Annotated in this window: 23 protein-coding genes; 21 read left to right on the forward strand and 2 right to left on the reverse strand. The window is 35.7% G+C overall.

Annotation, left to right across the window (positions count from 1 at the left end; translation table 11 throughout):
• Nucleotides 1–76 precede the first annotated feature (76 nt).
• Nucleotides 77–1,168: a YjgP/YjgQ family permease gene (locus tag FJ213_08905; protein MBM4176274.1), complete on the reverse strand. Its 1,092-nt coding sequence runs from the start codon at nucleotides 1,166–1,168 to the stop codon at nucleotides 77–79.
• Nucleotides 1,165–2,550: a YjgP/YjgQ family permease gene (locus tag FJ213_08910; GenBank protein ID MBM4176275.1), complete on the reverse strand. Its 1,386-nt coding sequence runs from the start codon at nucleotides 2,548–2,550 to the stop codon at nucleotides 1,165–1,167. Before FJ213_08910 ends, FJ213_08905 begins: the two co-directional genes overlap by 4 nt.
• 190 nt (nucleotides 2,551–2,740) lie before the next feature.
• On the opposite strand from FJ213_08910, the gene efp reads away from it, so the two are divergent.
• The 21 genes from efp to FJ213_09015 all read left to right on the forward strand — a co-directional run.
• Nucleotides 2,741–3,301 (forward strand): elongation factor P, encoded by a 561-nt coding sequence (gene efp / locus FJ213_08915; protein MBM4176276.1) that lies wholly within the window; start codon nucleotides 2,741–2,743, stop codon nucleotides 3,299–3,301.
• 15 nt (nucleotides 3,302–3,316) lie between these two features.
• Nucleotides 3,317–3,811: an acetyl-CoA carboxylase biotin carboxyl carrier protein gene (gene accB / locus FJ213_08920; protein MBM4176277.1), complete on the forward strand. Its 495-nt coding sequence runs from the start codon at nucleotides 3,317–3,319 to the stop codon at nucleotides 3,809–3,811.
• A 35-nt stretch (nucleotides 3,812–3,846) separates the two neighbouring features.
• Nucleotides 3,847–5,187: an acetyl-CoA carboxylase biotin carboxylase subunit gene (accC, locus tag FJ213_08925; GenBank protein ID MBM4176278.1), complete on the forward strand. Its 1,341-nt coding sequence runs from the start codon at nucleotides 3,847–3,849 to the stop codon at nucleotides 5,185–5,187.
• Nucleotides 5,188–5,197: 10 nt separating this feature from the next.
• Nucleotides 5,198–5,578: a glycine cleavage system protein GcvH gene (gene gcvH, locus FJ213_08930; protein ID MBM4176279.1), complete on the forward strand. Its 381-nt coding sequence runs from the start codon at nucleotides 5,198–5,200 to the stop codon at nucleotides 5,576–5,578.
• 174 nt (nucleotides 5,579–5,752) lie between these two features.
• Entirely contained in the window at nucleotides 5,753–7,297 is a 1,545-nt protein-coding gene (guaA, locus tag FJ213_08935; GenBank protein ID MBM4176280.1) for a glutamine-hydrolyzing GMP synthase, read from the forward strand.
• Between the two features lies 1 nt (nucleotide 7,298).
• On the forward strand, nucleotides 7,299–9,215 hold the full coding sequence (locus tag FJ213_08940; GenBank protein MBM4176281.1) for a hypothetical protein: 1,917 nt from the start codon (nucleotides 7,299–7,301) through the stop codon (nucleotides 9,213–9,215).
• Nucleotides 9,206–9,886, forward strand: coding sequence for a JAB domain-containing protein (locus tag FJ213_08945; protein ID MBM4176282.1), 681 nt, complete (start codon nucleotides 9,206–9,208; stop codon nucleotides 9,884–9,886). Before FJ213_08940 ends, FJ213_08945 begins: the two co-directional genes overlap by 10 nt.
• 114 nt (nucleotides 9,887–10,000) lie before the next feature.
• Nucleotides 10,001–10,273 (forward strand): hypothetical protein, encoded by a 273-nt coding sequence (locus FJ213_08950; GenBank protein ID MBM4176283.1) that lies wholly within the window; start codon nucleotides 10,001–10,003, stop codon nucleotides 10,271–10,273.
• 24 nt (nucleotides 10,274–10,297) lie between these two features.
• Nucleotides 10,298–10,975, forward strand: coding sequence for a LysM peptidoglycan-binding domain-containing protein (locus FJ213_08955; GenBank protein MBM4176284.1), 678 nt, complete (start codon nucleotides 10,298–10,300; stop codon nucleotides 10,973–10,975).
• Nucleotides 10,976–11,147: 172 nt separating this feature from the next.
• Nucleotides 11,148–12,092, forward strand: a complete 945-nt coding sequence (locus FJ213_08960) for a PhoH family protein (GenBank protein ID MBM4176285.1) — start codon at nucleotides 11,148–11,150, stop codon at nucleotides 12,090–12,092.
• A gap of 4 nt (nucleotides 12,093–12,096) precedes the next feature.
• Nucleotides 12,097–12,975: a hypothetical protein gene (locus tag FJ213_08965; protein MBM4176286.1), complete on the forward strand. Its 879-nt coding sequence runs from the start codon at nucleotides 12,097–12,099 to the stop codon at nucleotides 12,973–12,975.
• Nucleotides 12,972–13,886, forward strand: coding sequence for a GNAT family N-acetyltransferase (locus tag FJ213_08970; GenBank protein MBM4176287.1), 915 nt, complete (start codon nucleotides 12,972–12,974; stop codon nucleotides 13,884–13,886). Before FJ213_08965 ends, FJ213_08970 begins: the two co-directional genes overlap by 4 nt.
• A 48-nt stretch (nucleotides 13,887–13,934) precedes the next feature.
• Nucleotides 13,935–16,466, forward strand: coding sequence for a TonB-dependent receptor (locus FJ213_08975; GenBank protein ID MBM4176288.1), 2,532 nt, complete (start codon nucleotides 13,935–13,937; stop codon nucleotides 16,464–16,466).
• Between the two features lie 64 nt (nucleotides 16,467–16,530).
• Nucleotides 16,531–17,409 carry a site-specific DNA-methyltransferase gene (locus FJ213_08980; protein ID MBM4176289.1) on the forward strand — a complete coding sequence of 293 codons (879 nt, stop codon included), beginning with the start codon at nucleotides 16,531–16,533 and terminating at the stop codon, nucleotides 17,407–17,409.
• Nucleotides 17,410–17,490: 81 nt separating this feature from the next.
• Nucleotides 17,491–18,672, forward strand: a complete 1,182-nt coding sequence (gene xseA, locus FJ213_08985; protein MBM4176290.1) for an exodeoxyribonuclease VII large subunit — start codon at nucleotides 17,491–17,493, stop codon at nucleotides 18,670–18,672.
• Nucleotides 18,659–18,898, forward strand: coding sequence for an exodeoxyribonuclease VII small subunit (gene xseB / locus FJ213_08990; GenBank protein ID MBM4176291.1), 240 nt, complete (start codon nucleotides 18,659–18,661; stop codon nucleotides 18,896–18,898). The genes xseA and xseB overlap by 14 nt, the downstream gene beginning before the upstream one ends.
• Nucleotides 18,899–18,903: 5 nt before the next feature.
• A complete protein-coding gene (gene dxs, locus FJ213_08995) occupies nucleotides 18,904–20,817 on the forward strand; it encodes a 1-deoxy-D-xylulose-5-phosphate synthase (protein ID MBM4176292.1) in 1,914 nt (637 codons plus the stop codon).
• A 1-nt stretch (nucleotide 20,818) separates the two neighbouring features.
• The gene (locus FJ213_09000; protein ID MBM4176293.1) at nucleotides 20,819–21,829 is read left to right on the forward strand and encodes a Gfo/Idh/MocA family oxidoreductase; all 1,011 of its coding nucleotides are present in this window, start codon (nucleotides 20,819–20,821) and stop codon (nucleotides 21,827–21,829) included.
• Between the two features lie 167 nt (nucleotides 21,830–21,996).
• Nucleotides 21,997–22,305, forward strand: a complete 309-nt coding sequence (rplU, locus tag FJ213_09005; protein MBM4176294.1) for a 50S ribosomal protein L21 — start codon at nucleotides 21,997–21,999, stop codon at nucleotides 22,303–22,305.
• 11 nt (nucleotides 22,306–22,316) lie between these two features.
• Nucleotides 22,317–22,571, forward strand: coding sequence for a 50S ribosomal protein L27 (locus FJ213_09010; GenBank protein ID MBM4176295.1), 255 nt, complete (start codon nucleotides 22,317–22,319; stop codon nucleotides 22,569–22,571).
• A 211-nt stretch (nucleotides 22,572–22,782) separates the two neighbouring features.
• On the forward strand, nucleotides 22,783–23,135 hold a 353-nt coding region (locus FJ213_09015), incomplete at its 3' end, for a hypothetical protein (GenBank protein ID MBM4176296.1).

Here is a 23,135-nt window from a genome sequence, read left to right on the forward strand (position 1 = left end):
AAAGTTATTGCAGATTTTTCGGATAAAGATTAACATTTAAAAGCTTCCATCAAACATAATTGGTGGAAGCTTCATTTCATTTTCTTACTCTCAAAATATTAATTACAGCTAAAACAATAAAAACAAAATTTGCAAACCATGCAGTCAGGATTGGATCGAGCAAACCATTTTTCCCGAAGGACTGACTGATTTTCATGAATCCAAGATAGATAAAGGTGAAGAATAAATTTGCACCAAATTGAAATGCCATTCCACCCTTTCTCCGGTCGACTGAGAGAGGAACTCCAAACAACACTACAATAAAATTTGCAAAAGAAAAAGAGAAGATCGAGTGGAGATCGATTAAAAGTCTGGTTACGTCATTTCCGCTTCTTTTCTGATCATTAATAACTTGCATCAGCTCGGCTATGTTTAACTCTTCCACTCGCTTTTGTTTTAATAAAACGTCTTCGGGTTTAAAATTTAAGTAGTTTATTCTTAAAGTATCGTAGCCGGTCACTTCATCTTTTGAATCTGAAATAAACTTTCGTTCAATGACTTTAACCGCGATCCATTCATTTTTTAATGTGTCCCACTTTAATTGTTCACAGTCAATTTTTTTGCTTACATGATTTATATCAGATTTATCCAGAAATAAAATGCCGGTTCTGCTTGCCGACTTGGAGTACTCATCAAAATAACTAATGTTTATAATCTTATCCTGTGAATCTTGAAAGAATAGATTTGTCCCGGCATAAACTAAATTCTTTTTCATGTAAAATTGTTCAATGTAAACTTTCTGTTTATTCGAATATGGTACCACGTATGCGGTGAAATAAATTGTTATAAGTGAGAGTACAAATCCAACCAATAAGAACGATGTCATGAACCGGAATAAACTCATCCCGCTTGATTTGAGTGCTGTTAGTTCATTATAATTGTTTAACTTTCCGACCGTGAACAAACAAGCAAGCAGAATTGCTATTGGAGTAATGAGTCTGATAATTTCGGGAACAAAGTAAACGTAGTATTGAAAGATAATATCTTTTGCGACGTTTTGATCAATGAAATCGTCAAGATTTTCCATCATGTCTATTACAATAAATATCAATGTGAATGTCATGATTCCAAAGAAAATTGACTGAACGAATTGTCGCACGAGATATTTGTCAACTATTTTGAAATTCATTGAGATGTAATTTCCTCGATCTGGCTTCTAAAAGCTTTGGGAATAAATCTTTTAACGAAGCTTAAGTCAATGATAATTTGTTCTTTATTCATTTTATATGTTAAATAAATTCCAGCTGCCCCAATAATCATATTAGCGATCCACATACCGAGCCATGGATCGAGCAGTCTGCGGTCTGCAAGTTTTTCCCCTCCAATTAAGCATGCCCAGTAAATCAAAAAAAAGAATAAACTTATACTAGCTGCAACACCAAAACTTCCTTTTCTTGTAATCACACCAATTGGCGCTCCGATCAAAACAAAAACTATACATGCAACCGGGATGGCATATTTTTTATGAACCTCAACTAAATATCTATCTGATTCTGTATCGAGGTATTCTATTCGGGCTAAATCATTCGTGATATTTGAAAGTTTTGCTTTTGAGTCGTTCATGGCAAAATAAGCTAAGTTAGTTACTGCAGTGTGGGCGCCGGCTTCTTCAACTGTGAAAGTGTCCAAATCGGATTTCAAAAGTGGTTCATAAAATGATGTGATTTTCGTTTGAAGCTGAGATTTAATTTGTGTTGAAATTAATTGCAGACTATCCACAATTCTCTGCATATCCTGAGCACTCAGCTCTCTATCTCCACGCGGTGCACCGGGGCCACTTTGTTCAAAGAGAAACTGTTCAGCATCCATTGATATTCGATGTTTCTTGAAAAATATGCGTCGGCTCGAAATGAAGTTAGGATCAACAGCCTGATGAATTTCACCATCTTCCAATTCAAATAATAGTTTTTTATTATCTCTCGTAAAAAAGATGTTCGCTTTCTTCGCGGTAACAACGTGGATTTGAATTATGTTGGTGAAATCATAAATCGTGACATCGAAAAGTTCATTTGTGGTTTTGCTCACTTCTCTTGCAAGTACACTGTAGTTGGGAATTTCTTTTGAAAAGACATTTGCCTCAAGCTTCAACGTTGGTTTAGTTCTACTGATATCGTACATCAAGTTTTTGTTTTTGTAATTAGCGTCTGGAAGAACTTTGTTGTTGAACTCAATCAGCAGATAGCAGATTACAATCGAAACAAGTACAACTGGGATCATTAATCTTACGAGACTTACACCACTCGATTTTAGGATTGTCAACTCATTATCTTGAGTGATATTCCCAAAAGTCATTAAAACCATTGCGAGGCACGCCATAGGTACAACAAGCACAAACATCCATGAAAGATTGTAGACAATCAGCTTTATTATCACCCAAGAATCTAGACCCTTTCCAATGAGACTATCGGCAGTTTTCATTAAAAATTGGAGCAAAAAAATGAAAATCAAGGTCGCAGCCCCAAAAATAAATGGTGGAATAAGTCTTTTTAGCAAATATTTGTCGATTATCACGGGTGCAATATAACTAAGGAGTAAGTTAGCTACAATTGAATTTTGAGTTTTAAGTTTTTAATGATTTTTATAAGAAATCGATCAGTTTTTGATGATTTTCGTTAAAAATCAGGTGATTTTTTCTTGATTTTAGAGAATTCTTCGAGTAAATTACACGACAATTTTATGAAGATAAACTAATTAAGGAAATATGGGATCCACTACTGACTTCAGACCAGGTTTGATTATCAAATTTAATAATGATTTATACCAGATTGTTGAGTTTCAGCATGTTAATCCTGGAAACTGGAGAGCTTTTGTTAGGGCAAAGATGAAAAATCTGAAAACCGGACGAGTGATCGAAAATCGATTTCGAGCTGGTGAGAACGTTGATACTGTACGTGTTGAACGGCATCAATTTCAGTTTTTATATCAGGATGGTGACTCATTTGTTTTGATGAATACGGAAACATTTGACCAAATTCATGTGATGCAGGAAATTCTTGGTGATGGCGTTAAATATTTAAAAGAAGGAGTAGTCTTAGACCTATTGATGGATGGAACGCAGATCGTCATCAGCGAATTGCCTATTTTTGTTGAATTAGAAGTTACACAAACCGATCCAGGCTTCAAGGGTGATACAGCCACGGGAGGTTCGAAACCAGCTACACTTGAAACCGGAGTTACAATAAATGTCCCTTTGTTCATTGATGAGGGGGAAATAATTAAAGTAGATACTAGAACAGGTACCTACGTAGAGAGAGTAAAATAATTCATTGGTAAATTTATGGACTTAAATTATTTAAAAAAGCTTCTAAAAATAGTTAATGACAGTGGAGTTGATGAGGTTGAGATTGAAGAAGAGGGTTCAAAAGTACGAGTAAAGAAATCTCCTTCTGTAGCTGAAAGCAGTATGCCTCAATTCTTACCTTTCTCCATGCCTGCGGCAGCGCAAGTTGTGCAGCCGGCTGCACCAGTTGCTGCACCAACTCCAGTTCTCGAGAAAAAACTTGAAAAGGTCGGTGAAGAGAAGGCAGTCTCATACTATGAAGTCAAATCCCCAATTGTTGGTACTTTTTATAGAGCACCCTCTCCGGATGCTGAACCTTATATCAAAGTTGGTGATGTTGTCAGTCCAGGCCAAGTTCTTTGCATAATAGAAGCAATGAAGTTGATGAATGAAATCGAGTCGGAAGTTAGTGGAAAGATAGTTAAGATTTTGATCGACAATGCTAAGCCGGTAGAATATGGACAAACTCTGTTTCTAGTAGACAAGAGTTAATAATTCAATAACTTCCCTTAAATAAAGAAAGTATCGTGTTTAAAAAAATTTTAATAACAAACCGCGGAGAGATTGCTTTACGTGTTATTCGAGCTTGTAAAGAATTGGGAATTAAAACTGTGGCAGTCTATTCCGAAGCCGATAGAGATTCACTGCATGTAAGATTTGCCGATGAAGCTGTTTGTATCGGCGGTCCGCTCAGCAAAGAAAGTTACCTAAATATTCCAAGATTGATGGCCGCAGCTGAGATCACTGGAGCCGAAGCAATTCATCCTGGATATGGATTCCTCGCAGAGAACGCAAATTTTTCTGAAATAATTTCCGCGTCAGGATTAAAGTTCATTGGTCCTTCACCCGAAATGATTAGCTCGATGGGGGATAAAGCCGTTGCAAAAGATACGATGAGAAATGCCGGTGTTCCAGTTGTGCCTGGCAGCGATGGAATTATCAACGACATTCGCGAAGCTGCGGATACTGCAATTCAAATTGGTTTTCCTGTGATGATCAAAGCTACTGCAGGTGGTGGTGGAAAAGGAATGAGGATCGCTCGCAGCATCGATGAGTTTGAAAAATTCTTTACTCTCGCAAGGAATGAAGCTGAATCTGCATTTGGAAATCCTGAAGTTTACCTCGAAAAATATATTGACGAGCCGCATCACATTGAAATTCAGGTTCTCGGTGATCAATATGGGAACGTGATTCATCTTGGAGAACGCGATTGTTCAATTCAGCGCCGACATCAAAAATTGATCGAAGAAGCACCTTCACCTTTTATTGGCGAGGAACTCAGGATGAAAATGGGTGAAGCAGCTGTACTTGGTGCGAAGAGTGTAAATTACGAAGGTGCTGGTACAATAGAATTTCTTGTTGATAAAAATCACAATTTTTATTTCATGGAGATGAATACTCGAATTCAAGTCGAGCATCCAATTACAGAAGAAGTTTATGGAATAGATCTTGTAAAAGAGCAAATACGAGTTGCTGCAGGGGAAAGGATTAAGAAGGTTAAAATTGCCCCAAAAAGTTGGGCGATTGAGTGTCGAATTAATGCGGAAGATCCGAGAAATAATTTCAGACCGTCACCTGGAAAAATAACTGCATTTCATCAACCCGGCGGTATAGGAGTTAGAACAGATACTCACGCATATGCAGGTTACGTAATTCCGCCATTTTACGATTCATTGATTGCCAAATTAATTGTGAGGGGATTTGACCGTGCGGATGCAATAAAAAAAATGGAACGAGCTCTTGAAGAATTTATCGTCGAGGGGATTGAAACTACAATTCCATTTCATCTGCGAATGATGAGGAATGAACAATTCAAACAAGGAAAGTACGATACAAAATTTCTTGAAACATTTCAGTTTGATTTTTAGGAGGTAAATAATGAATATTCCAGATAATCTAAAGTATACTAACGACCACGAATGGATTAAAGTTGATGGAAACATCGGCACTATTGGCATTACGGATTACGCACAAAGTGAATTGGGCGATATAGTTTTTGTGGATCTTCAGAGCGGGCTTGAGGGAATTCAAAAAGGAAATTCCTTCGGAACAATTGAAGCTGTAAAAACCGTCTCTGATTTACTCGCACCAGTTTCCGGTAAAGTTGTGGAAATAAATAAAGAGCTTGAAAGCAACGCGGAAGTGATAAATAAAGATCCATACGGAAACGGTTGGATAATCAAAGTAGAAATTAGCGATTTGTCCGAATTGAGTCCTCTGCTCGATAGTGCTACATATCGTTCATTGATTGGTGCATAAAATACTTTTAATTGATCTGAATTGATGTTTGGTAAACATCAAAGAGATATTTTTTTACTTTGTTTCACTCTCTTATCTTTTCATATTCTATAAGTTTTTGAAAAATAGAATAATTTGGGCATGTGATCTTTTCCTCTGTATTTGGGCGGGAATATTATTAAATTCAAAGCGAAAATGAATCTACCGACTAATAAAATTTTAATTCTCGATTTCGGTTCTCAGTATTCACAGCTTATCGTTAGAAAAATTCGTGAGCTTGGTGTATTTGCTTACATTAAGCCTTATAATACAACCATCGCAGAAATAATTTCAGACAATCCAAATGGAATAATTTTTTCTGGTGGTCCAGCAAGTGTTTACGATTCAGATTCACCAAAAATTGATCAAAAGATTTTCGAAATCAATCTTCCTATACTTGGAATCTGTTATGGTCTGCAATTGATTGTGCAGCACTTTGGTGGGGTAATTGATCGATCCGCAAAACGTGAATTTGGTAGAGCAAAGTTACAGATAGCCAACGTCAGCCAAATTTTTAATAATGTATCAAATCACTCAATTGTTTGGATGAGCCATTCGGATAAAGTTATTTCGCTCCCAAAGATTTTTTCTGTATCAGCATCGACATCAAATTCAAAATACGCCGCCGTTTGTAATACGGAAGAAAAAATCTATGGACTTCAATTTCATCCTGAAGTAAATCATACAGAAGAAGGAAAAATAATCCTTGAGAACTTCATAATTAATATTTGTAACTGTAAAAGTACTTGGCAGCCGAAGAAATTTATCAAATCGAGTATTTACGAAATAAAAGAAAAAGTTGGTGGTGCAAAAGTTGTGTGTGCACTGAGCGGAGGAGTCGATTCAACTGTAGCAGCAGTTCTTGTTCACGAAGCTATTGGAGATAATCTCACTTGCATTCACATCGATAATGGACTGATGCGAAAAAACGAAAGTCAGAATGTTGTAAAATTCTTTCAAGAGAATTTGCACTTAAAATTACGTTTTGTCGATGCAAGTAATTTGTTTTTACAAAGATTAAAAGGAATTCAGGAACCAGAAACTAAAAGAAAAATAATCGGGAACACATTCATTAATGTTATTGAAGAAGAAATAAATCATCTGGGCGAGGTTAAATATTTAGTGCAAGGTACATTGTATCCCGATGTAATTGAATCTGTTTCTGTAAAAGGACCATCGAGTGTGATTAAAACTCACCATAATGTCGGCGGTTTACCTGAACGAATGAAATTAGAACTAATTGAACCGCTGCGTGAATTATTCAAAGACGAAGTTCGGGAAATTGGAAAAGAACTTGGAATTTCTAATGATTTCTTGAATAGGCACCCATTCCCAGGTCCGGGATTAGGTGTGAGAATATTAGGTGAAGTTGACGATGCAAAACTTGAAATATTACGCAATGCAGATTTTATTTTTATTGACGAACTGAAAAATTTTGGTTTTTATGGTGAAGCTTGGCAAGCATTTGCAGTACTTCTTCCTGTTCAAAGTGTCGGTGTAATGGGAGATGAAAGAACTTATGAGTATACAATTGTTTTACGAGCTGTAACAAGCACAGACGGAATGACTGCTGATTGGGTTAAGCTTGATCAGAATTTTCTTAAGCAAGTATCAAATCGGATTGTGAACGAAGTCAAAGGAGTCAATCGAGTTGTGTATGATATCACTTCAAAACCTCCAGCAACAATAGAGTGGGAGTAAATTGAAAGTACAGATTATACTTGTAATCATACAAATTATTATTATTTTATCAACAAGGGGAATTGCCCAATCAAATAAAGCTAATTTCGAAATGGGACTTTACTATTTCAAAGCTGGAGATTACTCAAATGCCATTGCAGTACTTTCGAATGTTGCGAATTCAAATAATGACCATTCAGATGTCTCAAATTATCTTATAGTAGCATCTAACTATTATTTGGGAAATTTCGGCGAGGCAGTAAGAAGTGCTGAATCTTTCAAAAATAGATTTCCCAGCTCAAATTATTTGTTCGATGTGATTATGACTCAGTTGATCATTTATTTCGAGACAAAGCAGTTTGATGAATTGAAGAATAATTTAAATCCGATTGCGAATTTGAAATTATCTGAGACACAAAAGTTAAAGCTCGATTCGTTTTTAGGGTCTATAATAAATAATAAATCTCCTGCCAACTTAGAAAAAATATTTCGAAATCTAAGTTTCGTTCAAAACAGCCAATACATATTGAAACTTCTTTATCGAAAAGCAATCGAAAAAAATGATTTTATTTCGGCAAAAGAATACTACTCAGCTTATCAAAATTCTTCACAAACAACTATTGGGGTAAAAGAATTTAAAATAGGTGTTTTATTCCCACTGGGTGATGAAACTAAACTCTCTCCTGCAATTGAAATCTTAGAAGGATTAAAGTTTATCGTTCACAAATTTAACGGAGAGAATGAGCTCAAGATTAGTCTTATTATTTTGAATACTGAGGGGAATGAGAAAGCATTTGAACGAAATCTGAAGAAATTGGTGCTTGATCCTGATGTAATTTGTGTAATTGGACCTATTTATTCTGAACTGCTAAGGAAAGTATCTTCGCAAGCTGAACAGTATTTCATTCCAATGATCTCTCCAACATCAACTAGTACAGATTTAGCAGAACACAGAAAATTTGTTTTACAGTTCAATCCGAATTATGAAATTCGAGGTAGAGCGATGGCTGAATACTGTATTAATAAACTTGGATTGAAAAGATTGGCTGTACTTACCCAAAGTGAAGGATTCGCGAAATATATTTCTGAAGCATTTATCTCACACGCCAAAGAACTGAATATCGATTTTGTGACAGAACAATTTTTTGATGGGACTGTTTCTAACTTAACTTCTCAACTCGTAAATCTAAGAAAGAAAGCAATTGAATTAGATAGGGTAATTCGTTTTAATATCGACATGCCGATTCTAACAGAAAATAAATTAATTAAACTTGGATTAGAAAAGGTTTTAATTGATTCGCTCATACAACTGCAGTCTGAAAAAAGTGTCTTTGAATTGTTTGGAAAGTACGGCGATGTAATATGTAATTCTGAAGGCATTAAAACATACAAAAGAACTTTAGATGATATTCTTAATTATGATTCTCCGATCTATTCACTGGACGGAGTATATCTTTCAATTTCGGATAGAAGTGTAATCAAAAATTTAATACCTCATTTTAAAAACTTTGGGTTTCGTACCAGTCTCTTTGGAAGTGATGCGTGGTATGCACCTGACGATCTTTTGTTCATGTATCCAAGTTCTGATAGAATTGTTTTTACATCTGATTATTTCAATGATGAGGAAACTGATTTGTATATAGACCTCGCAGAAGAATTTAGTTCACTTTCAAATTTGCGTCTAACTAGAAATGTTTTTTATGGAATAGAGACGATGTTAAAAATATCAACTGTCATGAAATCTGAAAAACTTGATCGGTTTAGCCTAATTCTTAATATACAAAATGATAATTCTAGATCAGGTATCTCGAGTCAAATTATGCTTAATGAGTATGGGATCAATAATTATTTAAACATTCTTCAATTCTCAAACCGTTCAATTGATAAAATTGATGAAATAATCCTTAATCCAGTGAAAGGGAATCGACCATTAAAGTAAAAGATCTTCCGATTGATGATCGGCCGAGAGAGAAGTTAGAACTCTATGGGGCTCAAAATCTTTCCGATGTAGACCTGATTGCGATTCTTATTAGGTCAGGAATGAAAAATAAATCTGCTGTTTCGTTGGCGAGGGAAATAATAAAAGAAGCAGGCGATCTAAAGTCAATCATGAAAATGAGTCAAGACGAACTCCACTCTAAATTTAAAGGTATCGGAAAAACAAAGGCGATTACGTTAATGGCCGCTTTTGAGATTGCTAAGAGAATCGCCAAAAGCGATTTGAAAGAGAAACAGATTAAAATTGAATCTCCGAAAGATGTTTTTGACATTTTCAATCAAGAACTTTCTCACCTTGATGTTGAAAAATTTTATTTATTGATATTGAATTCATCAAACTACGTCAAAAAAAAGATCGAGATTTCATCAGGTACCCTAAATGCAAGTCTTATCTCCCCAAGGGAAATTTTTAAGCCTGCCATAGATTCAAAAGCAGCTAATATTATTCTAGTTCATAATCATCCGAGCGGGAATGTGGAACCGAGCCGCGAAGATATTAATGTTACAAAACAAATAGTTGAAGCCGGGAAAATATTAGAAATCCCTGTGCTCGATCATATAATTATTGCTAATAATCAATTCACAAGTTTCGTTGAACGGAAACTTTTATAGTTCAGAAGCATAAAAGAGTACGATTTCGTTCGAGTTTGATTGACAATTCAGCGAATAATTTCTATCTTTAACTTAAATTTTTAACCCGAATCTAAACCTTACGGAGGTACAAATATGCGAAAAATACTTTATTCTTTGTTAATTTTTACACTTTTTGGTATTACCTCTCTTGGAGTAACCAGTTGCAGCAGTGGTTTAAGCGATGAACAAGTAGCACAGCTTAATTCATTGAAGGCAGAAGTAAGTTCACTCGAGGGAGAAGTAAAATCATTAAAGGAACAAAAGGCATCGTTGGAAAGATCAGTTGGCGAATTGAATGCCAAATTGGAGCAATGCGCTAAGGATAAAGAAGAAACAAAAAGAAATCTTGAAAAACTGCCTAAGTAAAATTAACCATTGGAGGATTTTTATATGAAATTAAAAAAATTATTCTTGCCCACACTGATTTTCATCTTTGCCATTTCGATGAATGTTTTTGCACAATACGAGGAATGGGATAGTGATAGATGGATGTCAGAAATGAACAATCTAAAAGCAAGGAAAGAAAGTCTGCTCAAGGAAAAGGCAGCTTTAAATGCAGCGATTGCTGATCTGAAAAAAACTTCTCAACAAGATGTCGATCAATGCATGAATGAACTTTATGCACTCGTTGGCGCAAGCAAAGCGGATGTTGATGGCTTTAGAAGAAAAGTGAGTGAACTGGATTCTAAAATTAAAACTAAGCAACCGAACAAAAATGAACGTCAAGCGGAATTGGATGCTCTAAAGAAAAATAGAATAAGTGCGCTACCAGAATTTTTCGACAAGGTTCATAATCAAATGCAGAATGCATTGAATAATTGGATTGAAGTTGCTCCAGAAAAAGTTTACACGGTTGTTCGTGGTGACTGCTTATGGAATATAGCCAAAAAGAAGACTATTTATGATAACGCATTTGCATGGCCTAAAATATTCCAATCAAACAAGGATCAAATCAATAATCCTGATTTAATTTATCCAAAACAAGCTTTTAAAATTCCAGAAATGAATCAGGATGAAATGTCGAGATACCAAAAAATGAGAGATACTTGGAGAAGATTGCAGCAATAATCTGCTGAACTAAAGGTCAATCAAAAACTACGATACTCTTAATGAAAATACTGCCCTCACAATCTCAAATTGTGGGGGTATTGTATTTTAAATACAATAGATTTGAATAATAACAAGGAGCTAAAATTATTTGAGCACGATCGAAAAGAAAATTAAACTTTCTAACATTGACATGCTCGCTCTTATTGGAATCAACGATTCGAACATCTCGTTGATCGAATCTTATTTCAATACCAGCATTTCTGTAAGGGGGGAGACAATACATTTAAAGGGGACTCAATTCGAAATTGAGATGATAGAGAAAATACTCAACGAGTTAGTTTTCATCCTGAATAAGAATAAAATTATTACTCAACAGGATATTGAGTTAGTAATTCAATTGGCAAAAAATGGAAAAGAAGTTATCAGTGAAACTGACATAAATTCCGCAGTCCTTTTTACAAAGAGTGATGTTATAAAAGCAAAAACCGCAGGCCAGTTTGAGTTCATCAAAATTGCAAAACGAAATGATATTGTGTTTGCAATCGGGCCAGCCGGAACTGGAAAAACTTATCTATCTGTGGCACTTGCGGTTGCGAGTTTTAAAAATCATTTTGTTAATAAAATTGTATTATGTCGTCCCGCTGTTGAGGCAGGTGAAAATCTTGGATTTCTTCCAGGTGACATTCGTGAGAAGATCGATCCATATTTGCGTCCATTGTATGATGCGCTTGATGATATGATCCCTTTCGAAAAACTCAAAGTTTATTTGGAGAGAAATACCATTGAAATAATCCCTCTTGCATATATGCGCGGACGGACACTGAATAATGCGTTTGTGATTCTCGATGAAGCTCAAAACGCAACTGCATTGCAAATGAAGATGTTTCTTACACGATTAGGAGCAAATTCTAAAGCAATTATAACTGGTGACATAACTCAAGTTGATCTACCTACGAAGAAAGAAAGTGGCTTGATTCAAGCTCAATCCATACTTACTGGAATTGATGGCGTCGCCTTTGTTTATTTTACAAAAGCTGATGTGGTTAGACATCGTTTGGTTAAGAATATTTTAGAAGCTTACGAAAGATACCAAACGAATAATGGAAGTCAGTCACAGTCCTTTGAAAAACAATAATTATATGTTAAAGAAAAAATTAAATAAAAATTGTATAACTCTGATCTTATTAACAATTCTTATATCGAGTGGTTTTGCAATTGCTCAAGATGAGGAGGAATTTGAGCTTTACTTAATCGACAATTATGTAAGAAGCAACGACCCTTCGAAATTAGTTCTCAGCTGGATGACGAACATTGAAGCACTTACAAAAGTGGAAATCCCTTCGCTTGGAGTTTTTGCGGCATCAGATACTTTGACAGATAAAGTATTTTTAGTAATTGACGTGTCAAAAATATTAAATAAACCAGGCGATTATGACTTTTATTTTATTTCGATATTACTGGATGGAAGAGAGGTTAGGAGTGAAAAATTTGTATTTACTATTCCTCAGCAAGAAGTTCCGCCGATCGAAACTAGTCGAAGCGAAATTTCATATTATTTTTACACATGTTGTATCGGTGGATCGTTTTGGCTGATGCCATCGGTTGGGATTTCATACACAGAAGGTAATGCGAACTTTTCATTGAATAAAGATATACCTTTATTAAGCTTAAGCTCAAAATCTGTATTTAAGAATTATCCCTATTCATTTTTTTATGTAGGTTACAATCACATATTAAAAGGACCGGTTCAAAATCTTTTTAGGTATGGATATAGACAGCTTTTTGAGATGAAAGATTTATTGAATTATATAAGCATTGGGTTGTCCGGATTCACAAATTTTACTGGTGTGAACGGAATTTCTCCCGAAATTTCTTTTTCTTTCCTAAAAATTCTATCAACATTTGATCTTTACCTTCTTTACAGATTTGATAAAGAACTGATTAATGGGAATTACAAATCGCACCAAATACAATTAGGATTATTTACTTCATCGTTTTCACTTAACATAAACTTATGAAAGATATTATGACAATAAGAAGTCTGGAAAAAAAGGATCTACTCGAAGCTGCAAAATTTTGCAGAGCAAATATGGAACTTGACTCTATGCCCGATTTTCTATTTGAAGAAAAAACAATTATTGATAAAGATTTTAATTCAAGCACAACACTGATTGCTGAAGAGGAAAATCAAATTGTCGGCTTCATGATGGGAGTAGTACGACCACTTCAAACAGGAAAATGCGGCTACATTAAACTTATGGCTGTGAAATCTGACCTAAGAAGAAAAGGGATTGCTTCAAAACTTTATGAAATAATTCATGAAAAATTCATCGAACTTGGGTGTGAACGTGAACGAATTTACGAATCGCATCCAAATTACTTTATGCCTGGTGTAGATCCGCGTTATACTGAAGCAATCTGTTTTATTGAACGGAAAGGATTTAAAAAGTTTGGCGATACATCAAATCTTCTGTGCGATTTAGTTACACAAGATTTCTCTACAACTGAAGAAGAAAAACAAATTGTCAAACATAACTTAATTGTGAAGCGTGCTGAAAAAAATGATTTGACTCCAACAATTGAATTCTTAAAAAATGATTTTGAAGCCTGGGTCCCCGAGGTTACAAGAGCATTTCAAAATGACCCGATATCAGTACATGTTTGCATACATGAAGGAAAGGTTGTTGGCTTTTCAGCTTATGACACGAATAATCTTAATACTGGCTGGTTTGGACCGATGGGGACTTCACCCTCGCTGCGAGGCAAAAACATTGGGGGTATACTATTAAAAAGATGTTTGGCCGATCAAAAAGCACAAGGGCATCAGTTCGCAATTATACCATGGGTTGGTCCGATTCCATTCTATATGCATTATTGTAATTCAAAAGTGCAGCGGGTTTTTTGGCGGTACGAAAAACTCTTGGACTAATTCATGTTACTTTTTATTGGGAAGAGTAGCAATTAGGTGAAGAATTTTATGCGAATATTCTTTTTCTTATTTTTTTCATTAGTTCAGCTTGCCATTTCACAATCTGGCAGTGTATCTGGTATAGTGACATCTGAAAAAAAATCTATTCCTTCTGTAAATATTATTCTCATAGATACTAACATTGGTACAATTACTGATTCTGATGGACAATATTTTTTACATGATGTTCCTGTTGGAAAACAAGCTTTACGTTTCAGTGCGGTTGGATATGAATCTCAAATTATTGAAATCAATATAACAGGAAATCGTCAAGTTAGTTTAGATGTCGAACTGGCATCCAAAGTAATTGAAGTTAATCAAGTTGAAATTATTGCCAAAAAACACCAATCACAAAAGGATACCCGAACAAGTTTAATCTCCATAGAACCACGGTCTGCAAAAATATTAGCTGGAGGAGTTGAAGATGTACTCAGAACACTTCAGACATTACCGGGAGTTTTAGCACCTAACGACTTTACTTCGCAAATAATCGTTCGCGGTAGCGGGCCAGATCAAAACTTAATTATTCTCGATGATGTTGAGGTATTCAATCCATATCGGCTTTATGGTGTGATTAGCATGTTCAATCCAGAAGTGGTAAGTGATATAAATTTAGTAACTGGCGGCTTTCCAGCTCGATACGGTGATAGATTGTCAGCTGTGTTGGATATTTCTAATAGGGAAGGTGCAAACTCGAGTTTTTTACTTGGCAATATTAATGCGAGTATTGTGACTGCGAATCTTGTATTAGAGGGGAAGAATCCATTTGGACTTAATGGAAGCTGGTTATTTAATTCAAGAAGAACTTATTATGATCTGATTGTCGAACCGATCGTAAAGAAAGCCGGTTTGATTGAGAATGATGTCACTTTCCCAAATTTTTATGACATTCAATCGAAGTTAGTATTCGGTCCTTGGTCGGGACACAAGTTTTTATTTAATGAAATTTATTCCCGCGATGGTGTTGATATTGTTTCCGGTGCAAATAGAAATCGGCCTGACAGCATTGGAGTCATAAATTTAACTAAGAATGATCTGTTAAGTGCAGCTTGGCATTTTTCGAATAAAAAATTTCTCAATAAACTTACAGTTTCTTGGTATAGAAATGGAGGTAACACGGAGTTCGATGCACGCATTCTTGACCCTTCGTTGAATAGGGAACTCTTTAATGCGTCAATTCCAGATACGCTTGAATCGTATCTGCTCGGATTTTCTTTCAACTCGCTTTTCTCATTTAGAAAATATTCGATCGATGAAAAACTTCTTGTTCTATATAATAATCATGAAATTGAAATTGGGGCGGGAGTTGATTTTATGCAGACCGACATTGATTTTGAATTCAAGCTTGATCCTCAGCTGCAAGCAATCTTTAATTCTAATCCGAACGCACGCTCAGCATTGAGTAGTTTCGGAACAACTAAGGATTATTTGAGATATAAAATTTATTTACAGGACAATTTTCCAATTCTTCCAAAGTTATTTTTTCAACCGAGTCTGCGTTTCGATTATTATGATATTCTTGAAAAACCATATTTTGCTCCACGACTCTCTTTTTCCTACGAAGTCGATAAAATCACAACAATAAGAGCTTTATGGGGATTATACTTCCAATCACCAGGCTACGAAAAAATTAGAGATCAAAATGTTTTATACGATTTCAATCCTGTTTACACGGAGAATCTCGAGGCAGAAAAAGCAACTCACTCAATATTAAGCTTCGAAAGGTTTTTAACTCCCGAATGGAACGCCAAAGTCGAATTTTATTATAAAGATTTTAGAAATCTGATTGTTCCAAAAAAAGTTCAGGGAACCAGATTTAAAGTTGAACCTATTCCTGGTAGAGATATAAAATTTAAGGATGGATGGCAAACGCCAACTTCATTTGTGTCTGATTCAATAACACTGATCCCTGCAAACAATTCGTCAGGGAATTCTTTCGGTTTAGAATTTCTAGTTGCAAAATTAAATGTTGATCGGAACAGCAGATTGAATGGCTGGATATCTTATGCGTTCGCTTATTCAAATCGCATTGAAGATGATATTAAGATACCGTTTCGTTATGATCAAAGACATACAGTGAATATTGTACTAAATTATCTTACAGCTGATTGGTTAGAATTTGGAATTAAATGGCAATATGGTTCTGGATTCCCATTTACTGAACCGATTGGAATTAAACCGAGAATCGTGTTGCTTGATAAGGATAAAGATGGCGTCCCTGAAACTCCTGAAGTTGCAACTCGTTTGAATTTATTGAATCCAAGTGCTTCGAAAGAAGTTATCTTTGATGTCAATTATGGAGACGATCCGAATCGTTTTAATGCAAGAAAACCGGCCTACCACAGGCTCGATATTCGAGCAACTTTCTTTACACACTTTTGGAATCTTGATTGGACTTTCTATCTTGATGTTATTAATGTTTACAATCGAGCAAATGTGATCAATTACGATTACTCAATCGATTCAAATCTTAATTTATCGCGAAAAGCAACAACTATGTTTCCTATTATCCCTACATTTGGTTTTAGTGTTAAATTCTAACTCAAATTTTAATATCTGATTCCTCTATTTTTATTCCTTTCTGGTTTAATTAAATTGAATCTGAATGAAAAAGAATTCGGTCGATAAATATTTAGATTTGGGTGAAAGAGGAAAACTCAGCAAGGAAAATAAATTGAATGACTTAACAGGTAAAGAATGGATCAAGTTCACTAAATCCTGGTTTGTTCATCGTCCACCGAGAAGAAAAAGTGATGAGAGACTCCATCCGGCTAAATTTCCTGAGACATTAGTTAGTGAATTTATTCGGTTCTTTACAAAAGAAGGAGATTGTGTAATAGATCCTTTTCTTGGAACTGGAAGCACGGCTGTTGCATGCGTAGAAAGTAACCGCAACTGTATAGGAGTGGAACTGGTTAAAAAATATTTTGATGTATCCAAAAGAAGAGTTGATGAGTTGATATCTGCATCGCTTTTCAAACCGGAGGTTTCACTTTACAACCAGGATTCATTGGGATTAAAAAATTTACCGATAGAAAAAAGATCGATTCAATATTGCATAACATCGCCTCCCTATTGGAATCAATTGGAAAGAAACTCTATTCGCCAAAAGAATAGAAAAGAAAAAAATCTTGACACAAAATACAGTGGTAAAAAATCAGATTTGGGGAATTGTGTGGACTATGAAGATTTCATAGAAAAGGTATGCAAAGTATTCGATCAAGTTTTTGACCTTGTGAAAGTCAACGGATATTTAACCATAATAATTAATAACATTTATTTTCAAAGCAGACTTTATCCTCTTGCATTTGATTTGGCGGTTGCACTTACTAAAAGAGGTTCAAAAAGCTGGACTATGAAAGATGAAAAAATTTGGCTGCAGGATGATAAACCATTAATTGCCCTCGGTGTAAACAATGCTTGGGTTGGGAACAGACATCACCAATACTGTTTGATTTTTCGAAAGGAATCATCAGTTAAATGAATTCCAAATATTTGATGTTATGTGACATCCAATATGTTACTTTGAAATTTGTTTTTTGGAGCTTGTAATTTAAATCAAAATATGACAAAAATTTACACAGTTTCTGAACTTAACCAATCGATCAAATTCACTTTAGAATCTTCTTACGGTTGGCTCGATGTTGAGGGAGAAATTTCAAATTTTAGACCTTATTCTTCAGGGCACTGGTATTTCTCATTAAAGGATGAAACTTCACAGATTTCCTGTGTGATGTGGAGAGGTAGAAATAATTACGTCTTCTTTACTCCGCAAGACGGGATAAAAGTTCGAATCAAAGGAAAGCTTAGTGTTTATGAAACTCGTGGCAATTATCAAATTGATGTAGCCGCCATGAAACCTCTCGGTATTGGAGAACTTCAGCTTGCATTCGAAAAGTTAAAAGAAAAACTTTCGAGAGAAGGTTTGTTCGACGAGCAATGCAAAAAGCCAATTCCGAAAATCCCAAGTACTATTGGAATTGTTACTTCAAAAGATGGAGCGGCTCTGCGGGATGTGATTTCAACTCTCCGTCGGCGATTCCCTGCTGCTGAATTAATACTTGCTCATTCGTCAGTTCAAGGGGCAAATGCATCAAGTGAAATTGCCGATGCAATCAAAACTTTAAACTCTTACAAAAAGATAGATGTAATTATTATTTGCCGCGGCGGTGGTTCATTGGAAGATTTATGGGCTTTTAATGAAGAGATTACTGCAAGGGCAATTTTCAAATCTAAAATTCCAATTGTAACTGGAATTGGACATGAGGTTGATTTCACAATTGCTGATTATGTTGCTGATCTGCGCTCACCAACTCCAACTGCAGCCGCGGAATTAGTAACACCGAACGTTTCTGGTTTGATTGAATATATAGAAGATTTTTCCTATAATAATTTTGAAAAAATCAAAAACCAGATAAAATTTTACTCTGATTCGATTAGGAATATTTTGAAAAGTTACGCATTTAGTTTACCGGAATCGTTGCTAAGAAATAAAAGTCAGAAATTGGATTTTACGGCTTATCGGGTGCAGCAGTCATTCAGTAATTACTTTCAGGCAACAAAAAGCAGAATCGAGCGTTCTATGAACGTGATTAAAAATGCAAATCCGAAGAGAAATCTTTCCAGAGGATACTCAATTGTTCGCCAGCATTCAAAGATAATTATGCGAGTAAAAGAATTAAACAAAACTTTAGAAACAGAAATTGAATTTTTCGATGGGAGAATCAAACTAGATGGCGAAAAGTAAATCTGATTTTGAAAAAGATTTCAATCGGCTTGAAGAAATTTCTGACACACTTGAATCGGATAAAATCACATTGGAAGATGCTATCAAACTTTACGAGGAAGGTGTTGATATAACTAAAAAGCTTATGGAAATATTATCGAAAGCCGAATTAAAAATCTCCCAGCTCAAAACGGAGTTGGATGGTACGATAAAAAAGTCAAAACTTGAAATTGACGAAGAAAGTTAAGATAAATGCAAGAGAAAGAATATAAATATCTATTTGAAATAGATTCACCGATTGACTTAAAAAAGATTCCAAAACAAGAATTAAAAGTTGTGTGCGATGAGATACGCGCCTACATGATTGATGTAATTTCACAAATCGGTGGGCATTTCGGTGCTGGTTTAGGAGCGATTGAACTGACAGTAGCTTTGCATTATGTTCTAAACACACCAAAAGACAAAATTATTTGGGATGTAGGACACCAGGCTTATCCGCACAAGATTTTAACCGGCAGAAGGGATGCTCTAAAAACAATAAGGCAATTTGGTGGAATTAGCGGATTCCTTAAGAGGAATGAAAGTGAGTATGATGTTTTCGGCGCTGGGCATGCAAGTACATCAATTTCAGCCGCTGTTGGAATTGCTGCTGCGAGAGATTTTAATGGTGAAAATCATAGAGTTGTTGCTGTAATAGGTGATGGCGCGATGACAGGCGGCATGGCATACGAAGCAATGAATAATGCTGGACTCCAAAAAAGAAATATTACTGTCATTCTGAATGACAATAATATGTCCATTGCGAATAATGTATGGCAAGTTTCAAATTACTTCACAGGATTAATCGCAAATCCATCATTCAACAAATTTAAAGCTGATATCTGGGATCTTACAGGTAAACTGGATGAATTTGGTGATAGGATCCGGAAAATTGTTGCACGTGTTGAAGGAGGCGTCAAAGCTATTATTACTCCTGGCGCTTTGTTTGAAGCATTCGGGTTCAGATACTTTGGACCAATTAACGGACATAACATTAATCAGCTGACTAAAATTCTAGAATACACACAAAACCTTAATGGACCGATACTAATTCATGTAACAAGTCAAAAAGGAAAAGGATACAAACCTGCAGAAGATGATTCGCAAAAGCTGCATGGCGTTACTCCATTTGATAAAATTACAGGACAAACAATAAAATCTTCAAATCAAAATGCATCATATACGAAAATATTTGGGGATACTTTAGTAGAATTAGCAAAGGCAAACAAGAAAATCATTGGAATTACTGCCGCGATGCCTGATGGAACGGGTCTGGATGCACTTCAAAAAGAAATTCCCGAAAGATTTTTTGATGTTGGAATCGCAGAGCAGCATGCGGTGACATTTGCTGCTGGATTGGCAGCCCAGGGTATGATTCCAGTTGTAGCGATTTACTCCACATTCCTTCAAAGAGCTTTCGATCAAATTATCCACGATGTGGCGCTGCAAAAACTGCACGTAGTTTTCATACTCGATCGTGCTGGTTTAGTCGGTGCAGATGGTCCTACGCATCATGGAACTTTCGACCTGAGCTATTTAAGATTCATCCCAAATATAACAATTATGGCGCCGAAAGATGAATCAGAACTTAGAGATATGCTCTTTACAGCTATTGAAAAAGTTAAAGGACCCGTAGCAATTCGTTATCCAAGAGGAAATGCACTTGGTGTTCCAATCGAAAGAAGATTTACTGAATTAGAAATAGGAAAAAGTGAAGTAATAAAAACCGGAACCGATGCAGCAATAATCTCTGTCGGCACGATGGCAGACTATGCGATCAAATCAGCTTCAATCTTAGAAGTGGATGGCATTTCAATCGAAATAGTAAATCTTAGATTCGTAAAACCGCTTGATACTGCTATGCTTGATCGTCTATTCAAACGTTTTGAAAAGATCTTTGTAATTGAAGAGAATTCAATCGTTGGTGGAGCGGGTTCGGCAATATTGGAATATGCAGCAAAAGTTAAAGCCAAAACTGACATTCATCTGATCGGTCTGCCGGATGAATTTGTCGAGCATGGTACTCAACCGGAACTGCATCGAATGTTGAAGTTAGATCCACAAGGAATTTCGGAAAGTATCTTAATTGAATTAAGACAGTTTACCAATCAAATGACGGAGCTATAACTTGACAGATAAATTAAAAGTTGGTGTTATTGGAGCCGGTGCAATTGCTCAAGTTGTTCATCTTCCAATTCTAAGAAAACTACCTTTTGTTGACTTGGCAGCAATTTGCGAAACAGATAAAATTAAACTTTCAAATGTTGCAAACAAATTCGGTGTTTCCAAAACGTTCACGGATCTCGAAAAGTTTCTTGAGGCGGATGAGTACGATGCAATATTCATACTCACACCAACACATACACACAAAGAAATTGCACAGACTGTATCACATTACTGCAAAAATATTTTAATTGAAAAACCAATTGCGCGCTCAGCAGGTGAAGCAAAAGAGATTTGCGATTATCTTGCACATCAAAAAGCTTGTGTCATGGTTGGAATGAATATGCGTTTCAGAACTGATGCAATGCTTCTGCGAAGTTTAATTGAATCCGGTGAACTTGGCGACCCGTATTTAATTCGGACTGGCTGGTTCAAGCCTAGAAGTTCCCTGCAGAATTGGTTCGTACGGAAAGCTACTGCCGGCGGCGGAGTTATCATCGACCTTGGTATTTCAATATTAGATCTAGCATTGTGGTTATTAAATTATCCAGCAATTGAATCAATAACTGCACGCGGTTTCAATCACACCACTAAAGAAATAGAAGATTCTGCTTGTGCGTTCATAAAAACTCGAGATAAGAAAGTGATCTCAATGGAAGTGAGCTGGACATTAAATTTTGAAAAAGAAATTTTCTATTGTAATCTTTTCGGGACTAATGGTAGCGGATTTTTGAATCCATTCCGGATATTTAAAAGCCTGGGCGAAGAGCATGTCGATCTCACACCGCCGAGTGCAAAAAAAACAGAGAGCATTTTTCACAAATCGTATGAAAATGAGGTTAAACATTTTTTTGCCGCAGTTCGAGGTTTGGGTCCTTGGGTTGCCACAGGCGAAGAAGCTGTTTCGAGAATGAAAGTCGTCGATGCATTCTATAAATCGATAAAGACAAACAAAGAAGTGTTTATCAAAGCGTGATACCTGTTTGAGGCTAAAACAAAGGCTGAGACTAAGTAGTGGCAGTAATAGGTTCAATATTGTTAGAATTTCAATAAACTTTTTATCGAAAAGAATTTTAGATTGATTTTCAGCCAATAATCCCTTAGTTTTGCAACGCTAAATTCAAGAAAGAGGTTTATTTATAAATGTTTGCTGTAGTTGATATTGCAGGTGTCCAATTTAAAGTTCAAGAAAAGGATACCGTACACGTACCAAAATTAGATGTCGAAGTTGGTAAAAAAGTGAAATTATCTAAGGTCCTTCTGTTATCTGGCGATTCAAAAACTGAAATCGGACAGCCATATTTAGCAGGTAAGACTGTTTCTGCAAAAGTGCTTGAACATATAAAAGACGATAAAGTCCTTGTCTTCAAAAAGAAAAGAAGAAAAGGTTATAAACGTTTACGCGGACATCGTCAGCAATTGACAAAAATAGAAATCGAAAAAATTAAGTAAGAGGATTTGTTATGGCTCATAAAAAGGGACAAGGTTCATCAAAGAACGGAAGAGATAGCAATGCCCAGCGTCTTGGTGTAAAAAGATTCGGCGGTGAATTAGTTACTGCTGGAAGCATAATCGTTCGGCAGCGAGGAACTAAATTCCATCCAGGATTAAATGTCGGAATTGGAAGCGATGATACATTATTCGCGAAAGCTACAGGGCATGTTCAATTTGCCGTTAAGAGCAATAGAAAAGTAGTTAGTATTATTCCAACTAATTAAAATTCAAAACCTAAATTTTCTTAAAACCCCGACTTTTATAATTCTTTTGAATTAAAAATAGTCGGGTTTTTTATTCCCGCATTGAATCTAAATTTACTCTCCGAAAATCCTAATAAACATTAGGGAAAACCCTTCAACCATTCTAACCGATTTTTCTTGACTCTGAATTAGCTTCTCATTAAATATTGAAAGTAAAAAGAGAGGTTAAACAATGAAGAATCTAAGCTCTTCCGCTTCTCAGGGTACAACGGGCAATATTTTTAGTCTTATTATTTTCATTTTAATATTTCCAACATTTCTCAATACACTCTCCTGCAGCAAATCACCGACGGAGCCTGAAGCTCATATACAGCTTACGCTCGAAGATGTCTCTTGCATTGAAGCATGGCTTAGGCTGCAAGTTAGCAGTGGCAGTAATGTAGTAATACAACGAGATGGAAAAACCTTTATGAATTTTCCACTTTATAAACCTTATGAACTTTTTAACATTGATACTATAGTGGTTGACGACTCACTCTTACCAAACAAGACATATAAGTACAGAGCAATACTCACCAATAACGG

It is taken from the genome of Ignavibacteria bacterium, from assembly GCA_016873845.1.
Lineage (GTDB): Bacteria > Bacteroidota > Ignavibacteria > Ch128b > Ch128b > JAHJVF01.